Below are 11,855 nucleotides of genomic sequence, written 5' to 3' on the forward strand. Positions count from 1 at the left end.
AGCTTGAGTAGCCTAACGGGCTGTGGTCACCTCACCGCCAAAGGCCGCTCCCAAGCAGCAGCGCAACGTCCCCAACTCATTTTTCCACGGTTCTGACACATCACGACCCACGCTCGGCGCGGGCGCTCTCGCATGCGCTCCGCCATGACCGCGTGGCACGTAATGATCGTTTTTGGAGTGATTGGCGCCGCAAGTCGGCGTGTTAAGTTCTGACTTGAATTCTGCTCACAACAGCAGGAAGCGCGGGGGAATGGACAACAATCAGCTTCGCTCCATGTTAGTAACCCAACGGAAGATGGTCGGCTGGAGCCAAGAGCAGTTAGCCGAGCATTCCAATGTCAGTGTGCGGACCATTCGGAATCTGGAAACCGGCGCCATCAAGAATCCGCGGCGCAGCTCCGTGGAACTCCTGGTCGGCGCCCTGCTGTCCGCGGCGACCAGCCAGGACACGCTGATATCCCACGTCGCCAATGCGGGCACCCCGACCGGAATGCTCTCCTCCCGCCTGGAGCCCGGTCTGCTGACCAACGTCGTCGAGGTCCCGGACAACGCCCGGTGGCAGGGGCTTCGCCCCAAGACGGACATCACCGTCGGACGCCAGGCCGACCTGCTGCACGTGGTGACCACCCTGCGGCCGGGCCGGCCGCTGGTGCTCACCGGGCCGGCCGGCGTCGGGAAGACCCGGCTGGCACTGGACTCCGCCGCGCACCTGCTCGACCGCTTCCGGGACGGCGTGGTGGTGCTCGAACTCGGCTCGGTGACCCCCGAGAGCGTCGACGCCGCCGCGGCCTCGGCGGAGGTGCAGCGCTCGCTTGACACCCTGCTGCACGGCTGTGAACGGGACCCGCGGACCAACCCCGAGCTGCAGATGATGGTCGTCATCGACAACGCCGAGCACGTCATCGGCGCGGTGACCAGGCAGGTCAGGATGATGCTGGAGCGGCATCCGGCGCTCCACATCCTGATCACCTCGCTGCGGGCGCCGGCCTCCATCCCGGCGGACCTGTGGGAGGTGTCGCCGCTGTCGGTCGACTACCCCGAGGGCAGCTACGGCTGCCCGCCCGCCGCCGAGCTGTTCTGCCGCCGGGTGCACTCGGTCGTCCCGACGCTCGACCTCGGCGACCAGATGCCGCAGGTGGTCGAGCTCTGCCGCCGGCTGGGCGGTCTCGCGCTCGCCATCGAGAACGCCGCCTTCCGGATGCGCTCGGTGCCCCTGCACGTCCTGGTGGACGAGTGCCAGGTGCTGCCGATCCTGGGCCAGGACGAGGTGGGCGGGCTGTCCCACCACCGCTCGCTGCACCGCAGCCTCGCCTGGGCCTACGGACTGCTCGACGACCGGCAGCGCCGAGCCCTCAGACAACTCTCCCGCTTTCCCGACGAATTCTCCATCGACGATGTCCGGCAGGAACCGGTCGACGGCGGCCGGGAGCCCTCCCGCAATATCGATGTGCTGGCCGATCTCGTGGATTTCTCAGTCGTCCAGGTGAAACGCGGCCACCAGTACGCGTACCGGGTCCCCCGGATGATGCGCGAGTACGTCAACGCCATTCCGGCCTGAGGCCGACCCACACACTCACACCGTCCGCTCGTCGGGGAGTTTTCCGTCGCGTCGGCCGCACTGTCGTGCCCGGAATCGGTTCCGGGTAACGACCCGGCCGACGGGCGATCGAATTCGATCGAATCGACGGGTTAACTTCTCCGGTCCATTCGGGAAACTCCTCCGCGGGTCATTCAGCACTGCCCGGCTAAATGCCTTGAGCGCAAATGGGGATCGATGACCACGATAGACGCCTCCGTCCACGACGACAGAACCGGCGAAACGTCGGACGAGAACACTCCGCTGCCGGACACCGGTGTGGCGCCCCTGGTGGACGGTTCGAAACTGATCGGTGATCCCCGGGACGGCGCCGTCGTCCGGGCCTCGCATCGCGTCTACGAACACCTGATCGCGATGTTCGCGCCCGGCATGATCGAGGCCGCGTTCGACCTCGGCGTCTTCGTCGCCCTGGCGGACGGGCCGGCCACCCCGGCCGACCTCGCCGCCCGACTCGACGCCGACACCCACGGCCTGCGGGTGCTGCTCGACGGCCTGTACTGCTACGAGATCGTCCAGCGGGAACGCACCGAGGACGGTCAGGACGTCTACCGGCTGGTGGACGGCATGGCCGAGTGCCTGCTGCCCGGCGGCCTCTACAGCCTGGCCGGCCGGATCGGCTACGACCGGGCGATCGGCTGGGACGTGTGGCGCAACCTCGCCGACCACGTCAAGCGGCCCGCCCGCGGCGCGGACGGCGACTACCAGGCCAACCAGCTGTCCGCCGAGGACTACGAGCAGGTGGCCCGCGGCATCAACTTCTGGGCCCCGCCGATCGTCGAATCACTCGCCAACCTCCTTGCGGAAGAAGAGGGTTGGAAGGGCGAGGCGGACCGCTCGATGCTCGACGTCGGCTGCGGCACCGGCATCTACAGCCAGCTGCTCCTGCAGCGCTTCCGGGGACTGCGGGCCACCGGCCTGGACCACCCGCGGATCGTGCCCATCGCCCGCGGACAGGCGGAACGGCTGGGCGTGCGGGACCGGTTCGAACCGGTGGAGCGCAACTTCTTCACCGAGGAGTGGAACACCGGTCAGGACCTCGTCCTGCTGGTGAACATCTTCCACCTGCAGACCGCCGAGGGCTCCGAGGAGCTCATGCGACGGGCGGCGCAGGCGGTGCGCGAGGGCGGTGTGGTCGCCGTCGTCGACCACATCGTGGACGACGAGACCGACGCCCAGTCGATCCAGAACCGCTTCTTCCGACTGTTCGCCGCGTCGATGCTCGTCACCGGCGGCGGAGACTCCTTCTCCCTGGCGGACTACGACCAATGGCTCGACCGGGCCGGCCTGGTGAGGACGGCGCTGGTCGACACCCCGATGCACCGGATCCTGCTCGCCCGGCGCCCGTGATCACCACCAGCCCGGCCGGACCTCCCGTCCGGCCTGCCGGATTCCATTCCTCAGAGGGGACAAGCACGTGACCGACAACCTCGTGCTCGGCGCGGCGAGAATGACCGCTGCCGACATCTTCAACGCCACCGTGGCCTCCTCGGCGATCGGCGCCGCCTGGGAGGTCGGAGCGCTCGACGAGCTGGCGGACCTGGACAAGCTGGACGTCGCCGAGTTCTCCGAACGCAACGGCCTCGACCAGTACGCGGTCGAGGGGATGTTCCAGGCCCTGGCCAGCGTCCGCATCGTCCAGCGGCAGGACGCCCTGATCACCAGCGATGTGAACTTCGCCGAGGTGTACCGCGCCAAGGCCTTCTACCACTGGCTGTCCCGCGGCTGCGCGGCGCTCTTCGCCGACATGCCCGCCGTGTTGAAGAACGAGAACCGGGTCGGCAGCTTCTACCGCCGTGACTCCGCCGCCATCGCGATCGCCTGCCGCGACATCAACGCCAACTTCTTCGACCCGGTGTTCAGGAAGGCCCTCGGCTCGGTCGGCGAGTTCAGCAAGATCGCCGACCTCGGCTGCGGCAGCGGCGAGCGCATCATCAGCGTGCTGCGGCAGAACCCGAACGCGACCGGCCTCGGCATCGACATCGCCGAGGGCGCGCTGGGCGTGGCCCGGGCCTCGACCAAGGAGGCCGGCTTCGAGGGCAAGGTGTCCTTCGTCAAGGACGACGCCACCAACCCGCAACCGCACCCGGAGTTCGCCGACGTCGACCTCCTGACCTCCTTCCTGATGGGCCACGACTTCTGGCCGCGGGAGAACTGCGTCACCTCCCTGCGCGGGCTGCGCAAGGCGTTCCCCAACGTCAAGCGCTTCCTGCTCGGTGACACCGCGATGACCACCGACATCCCGGACTCCGAGATCCCGGTCTTCACCCTGGGCTTCGAGGTCGCGCACCGCATGATGGGTGCCTACCTGCCGACCCTGCAGGAATGGAACGGGGTGTTCGAGGAGGGCGGCTGGCGCCTGGTCGAGGCGCACCGCGTGGTGACCCCGGCGGACAGCGTGATCTTTGAGCTCGAACCGCTCGCCGACTGACGACACGGAAGTGCTCCGGGGCCGTGGGCCTCGGAGCACTTCTCGCTACGCGCGGTGAATCCGGCCCGCGGCCGGCCGGGCCCCCGATCAGCTCGTACGGGCGTCGGGCTGCTCGATCGCGGGCATGGTGTGGCCCGGACCGGTGGGCCGCACCTCGGTGATGCCGGGAGCACGGCGCATCATCACGGCCTGCTGGACGGCCAGCGTCACACCGACCCCGAGCCAGACCCCGTTGCCGTTGAACCGGCCGTGGAAGAACACCACTTCGACGCCGCCGACGATCAGGCGCTCGGCCAGGTTCGCCACCCACAGCTTGGCGGTGGTCCGGCCGCCCTTGCGCAGCAGCCGGCCGGTCTGGTCGCGCCACATGGGCATCGTCAGGCCGCGGTAGTAGCCGAAGACCAGCGAGAACGCCAGGCCGACGACCAGGAAGACGACGCTGCTCGCCGTCGCCTCCGCGGGACCCGGCGGCAGGAAACCGCGCAGCACGAGCATCGCGACCCACAGGAAGGTCTGGGCCCTGACGTCGCGGACGCTGAACTGGGAGACGAGGACGATCGCCGTGATGAGGACGATGAACGCCACGTTGATCACGGCGAAGAGCGTGTCGTCCGTGGGCGAGTGCTGAGCGGCCAGGGATCCCCAGGATGCCAACAGCGTCATAGAGCCACCTCGGTGGTGTCAGGGATGATGATCGGGCCACGTGCCGTGCGGCAGACGGACCCCCCGCAGTCGGCGCCGCCGAGTCTCAACACCTTTGACCGTCCATGATGTTGACGGTGACTCAGATGAAGCACGGGTGCCCATGCTCCGAGCATAGGGGGCCGACCCGGCCGATCTCCAGGCAAACCGAGGGCAATCCGGTCACTCGACGGGTCGGCGCGGTCACCCAAGGTGCGATCTTGCCGAGTCGTTGCCGGAGGCGATGCCTGGAATGTCGGACCCCCGCGCGGCGACGATCCATGTATGACCGACATCGCCTCCGACCAGATCCCTGATGTGATCAGCCAACTGGTCCTCCTCATCGCGCCGACCAAGAAGGACCCGATCGGTCCGGACACCAAGCTCGTCAGCGAACTGAGCTACCACTCGCTCGCGATGGTCCAGTTGGGCCTCACCATCGAGGACGTCTTCGAGTTCGACAGCCTGCCCCAGGAGCGTGCCTCGTCGCTGGAGACCGTCCACGAGATCGTCGAGCTCGTCCGGGAGCTGCTGGACGAGGGCGAGGGCGCCCTGCCGACCGTCGACCACCTGCAGTCCATCGTCGTCCCGCTCGGCGGCGACTGGCCGCCGGCGTCCTGACCGCGGGACACCGCGAGCACCCGCACGCCCCCGCACGCCCCGCCACCGCCCCCGGGCCAGGAGCCGACCTGGCCCGGGGGCGCACTCGCGCGCGGGACGGGCTCACGCCCCGGGTCGGCGCACCCGCGGACTCACGCGCGGGGCGGGGATCACGCCCCGGCGCGGAAGGCCAGCACGGTGTTGTGGCCGCCGAAGCCCGCGCTCTGGGTGAGCGCCGCCAGCGGCCCGGCGGGCAGCGGGCGGGGCGCGACCCGGACCACGTCCAGGTCGATCGCGTCGTCCAGGTCGTCCAGGTTGATGGTGGGCGGCGCGGTGCGGTGGTGCAGGGCCAGGACGGTGGTCAGCGCGGCCAGTGCGCCGGAGGCGCCGATCAGGTGCCCGGCGGACGACTTGACGGCCGACACGGCCGGCCGCACGCCGTCGAGCGCGGTCCGGATCGCCAGCGCCTCGGCCGCGTCGCCCACCGAGGTGGAGGAGGCGTGCGCGCTGACGTGGCCGACCTCGGCCGGCTCCACCCCCCCGTCCGCGAGCGCGCGCCGGATGGCCCGCGCCATCCCCTCGCCCTCCGGATGCGGACGGGTGATGTGGTGCGCGTCGGCGCTCGCCCCGGCCCCGGCGAACCCGGCGTAGATCCGGGCGCCGCGCCGCCGGGCGTGCTCGGCGGACTCCAGCACCAGCACCGCCGCACCCTCACCCAGGACGAAGCCGTCCCGCTTCTTGTCAAACGGCCGGGAGGCGCAGGCCGGGGCGTCGTTGTTGCGGGACAGCGCCTTCATCGCCGCGAAGGCGGTGATCGCCATCGGGTTGATGACCGCCTCGGTGCCGCCGGCCACCACCACGTCGGCCCGGCCCAGGCGGATGAGGTCCAGCCCCGCCGCGATGGCGTCGGCGCCGGCCGCGCAGGCCGTCGAGGGCGCGTGGGCCACCGCCGTGGCGTTCAGCTCCAGCGCGCACAGCGCGGCCGCGGCGTTGTTCATCAGCATCGGCAGGGTGAACGGCGAGACCCGGCGGGTGTCCCCGGCCCGGATCAGGTCGTGCGCCGGCAACAGGGTGCCCAGGCCGCCGATGCCGCTGCCGACGACCACCGCGAGGCGCTCGGACTCCGGGTGCCCCGGTGCGCCCGCGGCGGCGCTGAAGCCCGCGTCCTGCCAGGCCTCCCGCTGCGCCAGCAGCGCGAACTGCGCGGAGCGGTCGGTCCGCCGGGCCTGGACCCGGTCGATCAGCGGGCCCGGCTCCACGGCGGCCGGGGCGGCGATCCGCACCGGCAGGCCCTCGGCCCAGGGGTCGGTGATCGCGACCGCCGCCGAGACCCCGTCGAGCAGTGCCTTCCAGGTGGACCGGGCGTCGCCGCCCAGCGGCGTGGTGGCGCCGAGCCCGGTGATGACGACGTCGTCGCGCTGCGCAGGCACGCGGCTCCTCCGATTCGTTCTCGTCGTTCCGGGTCAGTTGACGCCGACGAAGGCTTCCGGCTTGGCCAGTTGTTCGCTCAGGAACAGGTCGCGCAGCTTCGGGCTGAGCAGGCCGACCTGCCGCAGGATGTGGATCACCTGCTGGAACAGCAGCTGGCGGTAGCCGAACATCATCGGGTCGTTCATCGCGAAGGTGATGCCGGCCTCGACGTCCAGCTCCATCCGCTCCCACACCTCGCGCAGCAGGAAACGGCGGGACATCAGGAAGATCGACTCCAGCAGGAACTCCTCCCGCTCCGCGCGCTCCTTGCTGTTCATCTGCTCGTACATGCCGGTGAGCGAGACCACGCCGAAACCGATGTGCCGCGCCTCGTCGCGGGCGATCATCCGGGTGATCTGGGTGATGATCGGCTCACCGAATCCGGTGCCCGCCAGTCGGGTCGCCGCCAGGGCGAGGCCCTCGACGATCACCTGCATGCCGAGGTAGACGATGTCCCAGTCGGATTCCGAGAGCAGGTCGCGCAGCAGCGACTTGAGACCCGGGTTGATCGGGTAGCAGTTGCCCAGTTTCTCGTCGATGTACTTGGCGTACGCCTCGACGTGCCGCGCCTCGTCGGCGACCTGGGCGGCCGCGTAGATCTTGGCCTCCATGTCGGGCACGGTCTCCACCAGCCGGGCGGTGGTCACCAGGGCGCCCTGCTCACCGTGCAGGAACTGACTGATCATCCAGGACAGGTACTCCCAGCGGAACTGGTTGATCAGTTCCTCGGGCACCGGGCTGCCCGGGCCGCGGAAGTTCTGCAGACCGGTGCTCTGGCCCTCGTCCAGGCGCGCACCGAACCGGACCTCGTGGTTCCAGTCGATATCGGTCGCGGCATTCCACTGCGCGATCTTGCTCTTCTCGTAGAGCGCCCAGAGCCGATTGTTGCGCTCTCCGTAGTTCCAGTTGAGATTGGCCTTGAACGCGGCGTCGACCTCCATCAGACTCTCCCTGGTCCGGTCCAGGGTGAACAGCACGGTTTCCCGTTCGTCGTGGAATTCGGTGTTCATCGCCGCCGGGCTCCTTCGGATTGACGTACTGCCACACCGGATACTCTCGGGCGAAACACCCGCAGAACCTAGGCACTCACTGGGCAACTTGCAGGCATGACGAGTTGCCTGCGCCGCTGCCTGGAAGTGCGGAAGGCCTCCTGACGACACTGCACCGGAACACGCTGGGCGTTCCGTATTCCCGTGCACAGGAGCCAGTCGTATGGAGCCGAATTCCGTTCCCCGCCCGACCCGTCGGCTGACCGCCGAGCTGGAGGCGCTGCTGGGAGACCCGCTGGCCGCGTCCGGACCGTTCGCCTTCGCCGAGGTCGTGGAGCACGAGGAACTCGGCGAAGTCCCGCCCGGCGCCGAACGGTTGCTGCTGGACTGGGGCCTGCCGGAGCGCCTCGTCCCGGCGGTGGCCGGCGGGCGGATGCTCAACCTGGAATCGGTGCTCGCGGTGACCCGCTCGCTGGCCCGGCGGAACCTGACCATGGCGGTGATGTTCGGCTCCAGCATGCTCGGCTGCCAGCCGGTCTGGCTGTGGGGAACGCCCGACCAGCAGAAGCGGATCGCCGAGGCGGTGACCGCCGGGGACAAGCTGTGCTTCGCCGTCTCCGAGGCCGAGGTCGGCAGCGACCTCACCACCACGGCCACCACCGCCGTGCCCGACGGCGAGGACTACGTGCTGGACGGCGAGAAGTGGCCGGTGGGCAACGGCAACCGGGCCCGGTTCTACACGGTGCTGGCCCAGGGCCCGCGCGGGCCGGTGCTGCTGCTGGTCGACCGGCGGGAGCTGGACCCGGACAGCGTCGAGCCGAAGCCGATCGTCCGCGCCCTCGGCCTGCGCGGCCACGACGTGAGCGGCATCCGGTTCACCGGCTCCCGGATGCCCGCCGCCGGCGCGGTCGTCGGCCGGCCCGGCCGCGCGCTGATCGACACCGTCCGCACCCTGCAGATCACCCGCACCGCGATCGGCGGCATGTCCCTCGGCAGCATGGACGCCGTGCTGCGGATCGGGCTGGACTACGCCCACGAGCGCCGGCTGTACGGTGCCCCGATCCACCGGCTGCCGGTGGTCCGCCGGCACCTCGTCGACGCGCACCTGGACCTGCTGGTCGCCGACTGCGTGACGATCCCGGTGGCCCGGGCGCTGACCCTCGCCCCGGCCCGGCTGGCCCTCTGGTCCTCGGTGGTGAAGTACCTGGTGCCGGTGATCGGCGAGGAGACCATGGAGCAGATGTCCAAGGTGCTCGCGGCGCGCGGCTACCTGCGCGAACTGGTCGCCTCCGGCGCCTTCCAGAAGATCCGCCGGGACCACTGCATCACCTCGATCTTCGAGGGCACCACGCACGTCAACCTGTTCAACATCGCGACCCAGCTGGCCGCGCTGGCCCCGCTCGCGGACCGGGCCGCCGAGGGCTCCGGGGAACTGCTGGAGCGGCTGTTCGACCTCTCCGTCGAGGCCCCGGTCTGGGAGCCGGACGGCAACAGGCTGGCCCTGGCGACCAACGGGCAGGACGAGATCACCCGGGGCTGGCGCACCGCCGTGGAGCGGCTGGCCCGGGTGGCCGCGGCCGAGTGCGCCCCCGGGCAGGCCGGCGACCTGGCCGAGGTGGTCGCCGAGCTGGACCGCCGCCGGGCCGCGCTCTACGGCCGCGTCGCCGAGCACGGCATCGACGCGGCCTCGGTGGCCGGCTCGCGCATCGCGGAGGACCACTGCGTCTTCCACGCCGCCTCCTCCTGCGTGCACGTCTGGCTGCACAACCGGGACTCCGCACCGGACGCGGGCTGGCTCGTCCTGGTGCTCCGCCGACTGCTGCAGCGGCTGGACCGGGACGTGGTACCGGACGAACGGGAGACGTACCTGCCGGGGCTGGAGGCCGTCATGGAGGAGTGCCGGGTCAGCCGGCGGTACTTCGGCCTGGAGGCCGTGCTGGAGCACGGCGCGCGGGTCTGATCCGGGCCGGCGGAGGACGGCGGCAGGACGACGGGAGAACCGCAGGAGGCGGCGCCGGGGCCGGCGCCGCCTCCTGTCCGGCGGACTGCCCTACCGCTGCGCCTGGCCGGGCACGAGCGGGCCGGGGAAGAACGCGGTGGTGGCGCCGGCCGTCTCGCCGCCGTCCACCACGAACTCCTGGCCGGTGACGAACCTCGCCTGGTCGGAGGCGAGGAAGTGGAAGACCTCGGCGATCTCCTCCGGAGAGGCGTGCCGACGCGCCGGGATGCGCTCGTTGACCTCGTCCAGCATCGCGTCGGTGTACTCGGCGCGCTGCATCGGGGTCAGCACCGCGCCGGGGGTGACGCACGCGGTGCGCACCAGCGGGCTGAGCTCCATGGCGAAGGTCTGGCAGAGCGAGGCGACGCCGGCCTTGGTGGCGTTGTACGGCGCGTAGAGCGGGTAGCCGCGGCTGCCGTTGACCGAGGCGGTGGCGAGCAGCACGCCGTGGCCCTGGCCGAGCAGGTGAGGGGCCGAGTGCCGCCACAGGGCCAGCACGCCGACCAGGTTGACGTCGATGGCGCGGCGCACGTCGGCCTCGGTCAGTTCGAGCACCCCGCTGCGGATGCTGATGCCGGCGTTGGCGATCACCACGTCGAGGCCGCCGCGGGTGGTGTGCACGGTGTCGACGGCCTCCTTGACGGCCTGCCAGTCGGCGACGTCGACCTCCAGGTGGCTCACCGATCCGGGGCCGCCGTCCAGGCCCGCCGCCGGGGCCGCGGGCTTGGTGACGTCGAGGTTCACCACGTGGTCGCCGGAGGCGGCGAACCGCTCGGCGGTGGCCTTCCCGATGCCGCTGGAGGCTCCGGAGACGATGACTGTGCGCATGGGCGGGGGCCTTTCAGAGGACGCCGGGGCCCGGGCGCTCTGGGGCGGCCGGGCCCCGGCTGGGTGTGCGGGGTGCCGGGTGTGCGGGTGCGGTCGGGCCCGGGGTCACCGGGGCCCGGGGCGATCAGACGATGACGCGGTGCCGGTCGGGGGCGTAACCGGCCATGTTGCGGCGGAGGTTGCGGCTGACGGTGATCTTCTTCAGCCAGCGGTCGGTGCCGTCGTACCGGGCCTTGAAGGAGCGCCGGCCGTGCGCGGCCTGGTAGTTGTCCACGACCAGCAGGGTGCCGGGGCCGACCACCACCTCCTGCTGGACCCGGGTCAGCTCCGCCATCAGCCGGTCCAGGGCCTCGACGGCCTCCGGGTCGTCCCCGACGCAGCGCATGAACGGCAGGTCGATGCGCAGGTACGGGGAGAGGATGTCGCCGAACAGCGCGCTGGTCGCCGTGGGGTCGTCGGCCATCCGGCGGAGCTTGGCGAGCGCCGGGTGGTCCGGGTCGGAGGTCTCCAGCTGCCGGATGTGCTCGGTGTCCGGGAGGATGTGGAAGCGGTCCTGGGCGAGCACCTCCCGGGTGCGGTCGTCGAGTTCGACGTCCCGGACGGAGGCGACGATGGTCGGCACCCGGTCGGCGTTGCGCAGGCCGAGCAGGATCAGGTAGTCGCAGCGGTTGGGGTGGAAGCCGTCCTCGGTGTGGAACTCCAGCAGGGCCTCGCTGCCGTAGCCGCTCTGCCGGTCCTCGTCGCCGCGGATCGGCAGGACGTTCTGGATGATGCTGCCCTCCTGGAGGGTGGCCCAGCCGAAGGGCTCGCCCAGCGCCAGGCCGACCAGCGCCAGCATGGCCTCCTGGGTGCGGGCCGTCTCCGCCGCGATGGCGTCGCGCCAGTGCGCCGGGGTCGGGCCGAGCTCGACGTCGTCCACCGGGAGGCCGTGCACCAGGCAGGCGGCGGCGGGCTCGTGGCGGCGGAAGTCGGCCAGGAAGGACTGCAGGCCGACCGGCAGCATCCGGTCGAACTGCCAGGCGCGGTCGTAGAACTCCTCGTCCAGCGGGTTGCCGCAGTCGTCGGCGATCTTGTGGGCGGCCCGGGCGAGCTCGGCGGCCTCGTCCGGACTCAGGACGTACTCGGCGGGCCGGCCTTCGAACGGGGTCGGAGCGGTTGCAGTGGAAGATTCTTGACGGATCATCAGGTGTTCCCTTGCTGTTCTCCGACCGGTTCGGCCGGGTGGGCGGGCGGATGGTCCTGTGCCGTCCGCGCGGGGCGGGC

Annotated in this window: 10 protein-coding genes; 5 read left to right on the forward strand and 5 right to left on the reverse strand. The window is 70.8% G+C overall.

Annotation, left to right across the window (positions count from 1 at the left end; genetic code table 11):
• Positions 1 to 295: 295 nt before the first annotated feature.
• The 3 genes from ABTY56_RS12270 (at position 296) to ABTY56_RS12280 (ending at position 4,025) form a co-directional block, all read left to right on the forward strand.
• Entirely contained in the window at positions 296 to 1,558 is a 1,263-nt protein-coding gene (locus ABTY56_RS12270) for a helix-turn-helix domain-containing protein (RefSeq protein ID WP_350628656.1), read from the forward strand.
• 216 nt (positions 1,559 to 1,774) lie between these two features.
• On the forward strand, positions 1,775 to 2,944 hold the full coding sequence (locus ABTY56_RS12275; RefSeq protein ID WP_350628569.1) for a class I SAM-dependent methyltransferase: 1,170 nt from the start codon (positions 1,775 to 1,777) through the stop codon (positions 2,942 to 2,944).
• 67 nt (positions 2,945 to 3,011) lie between these two features.
• Complete coding sequence (locus tag ABTY56_RS12280) at positions 3,012 to 4,025, forward strand: class I SAM-dependent methyltransferase (RefSeq protein ID WP_350628570.1); 1,014 nt, start codon at positions 3,012 to 3,014, stop codon at positions 4,023 to 4,025.
• 87 nt (positions 4,026 to 4,112) lie between these two features.
• Here the strand turns inward: ABTY56_RS12280 and ABTY56_RS12285 are convergent, their stop codons facing one another.
• Complete coding sequence (locus ABTY56_RS12285; RefSeq protein ID WP_350628571.1) at positions 4,113 to 4,688, reverse strand: hypothetical protein; 576 nt, start codon at positions 4,686 to 4,688, stop codon at positions 4,113 to 4,115.
• A 303-nt stretch (positions 4,689 to 4,991) separates the two neighbouring features.
• On the opposite strand from ABTY56_RS12285, the gene ABTY56_RS12290 reads away from it, so the two are divergent.
• Positions 4,992 to 5,327, forward strand: a complete 336-nt coding sequence (locus ABTY56_RS12290; protein WP_350628572.1) for an acyl carrier protein — start codon at positions 4,992 to 4,994, stop codon at positions 5,325 to 5,327.
• Positions 5,328 to 5,476: 149 nt separating this feature from the next.
• Here the strand turns inward: ABTY56_RS12290 and ABTY56_RS12295 are convergent, their stop codons facing one another.
• On the reverse strand, positions 5,477 to 6,736 hold the full coding sequence (locus ABTY56_RS12295; RefSeq protein WP_350628573.1) for a beta-ketoacyl-[acyl-carrier-protein] synthase family protein: 1,260 nt from the start codon (positions 6,734 to 6,736) through the stop codon (positions 5,477 to 5,479).
• 33 nt (positions 6,737 to 6,769) lie between these two features.
• On the reverse strand, positions 6,770 to 7,786 hold the full coding sequence (locus ABTY56_RS12300) for a ferritin-like domain-containing protein (protein ID WP_350628574.1): 1,017 nt from the start codon (positions 7,784 to 7,786) through the stop codon (positions 6,770 to 6,772).
• Positions 7,787 to 7,988: 202 nt separating this feature from the next.
• On the opposite strand from ABTY56_RS12300, the gene ABTY56_RS12305 reads away from it, so the two are divergent.
• A complete protein-coding gene (locus ABTY56_RS12305) occupies positions 7,989 to 9,725 on the forward strand; it encodes an acyl-CoA dehydrogenase family protein (RefSeq protein ID WP_350628575.1) in 1,737 nt (578 codons plus the stop codon).
• Positions 9,726 to 9,815: 90 nt separating this feature from the next.
• Here ABTY56_RS12305 and ABTY56_RS12310 read toward each other — a convergent pair whose 3' ends face one another.
• On the reverse strand, positions 9,816 to 10,592 hold the full coding sequence (locus ABTY56_RS12310; protein ID WP_350628577.1) for an SDR family NAD(P)-dependent oxidoreductase: 777 nt from the start codon (positions 10,590 to 10,592) through the stop codon (positions 9,816 to 9,818).
• A 124-nt stretch (positions 10,593 to 10,716) separates the two neighbouring features.
• Complete coding sequence (gene gntD, locus ABTY56_RS12315) at positions 10,717 to 11,775, reverse strand: guanitoxin biosynthesis L-enduracididine beta-hydroxylase GntD (protein WP_350628578.1); 1,059 nt, start codon at positions 11,773 to 11,775, stop codon at positions 10,717 to 10,719.
• Between the last annotated feature and the right edge of the window lie 80 nt (positions 11,776 to 11,855).

The sequence above is a fragment of the Kitasatospora sp. NPDC097691 genome (genome assembly GCF_040302665.1).
Taxonomy (GTDB): domain Bacteria; phylum Actinomycetota; class Actinomycetes; order Streptomycetales; family Streptomycetaceae; genus Kitasatospora.

Excerpts from the sequence above, each read along its gene's own strand:
- ABTY56_RS12270 (WP_350628656.1), top strand. The coding sequence starts at position 296 with ATGGTCGGCTGGAGCCAAGAGCAGTTAGCCGAGCATTCCAATGTCAGT.
- ABTY56_RS12300 (WP_350628574.1), bottom strand. The coding sequence starts at position 7,786 with ATGAACACCGAATTCCACGACGAACGGGAAACCGTGCTGTTCACCCTG.
- ABTY56_RS12305 (WP_350628575.1), top strand. The coding sequence starts at position 7,989 with ATGGAGCCGAATTCCGTTCCCCGCCCGACCCGTCGGCTGACCGCCGAG.
- gntD (WP_350628578.1), bottom strand. The coding sequence starts at position 11,775 with ATGATCCGTCAAGAATCTTCCACTGCAACCGCTCCGACCCCGTTCGAA.
- ABTY56_RS12275 (WP_350628569.1), top strand. The coding sequence starts at position 1,775 with ATGACCACGATAGACGCCTCCGTCCACGACGACAGAACCGGCGAAACG.
- ABTY56_RS12285 (WP_350628571.1), bottom strand. The coding sequence starts at position 4,688 with ATGACGCTGTTGGCATCCTGGGGATCCCTGGCCGCTCAGCACTCGCCC.
- ABTY56_RS12290 (WP_350628572.1), top strand. The coding sequence starts at position 4,992 with ATGACCGACATCGCCTCCGACCAGATCCCTGATGTGATCAGCCAACTG.
- ABTY56_RS12310 (WP_350628577.1), bottom strand. The coding sequence starts at position 10,592 with ATGCGCACAGTCATCGTCTCCGGAGCCTCCAGCGGCATCGGGAAGGCC.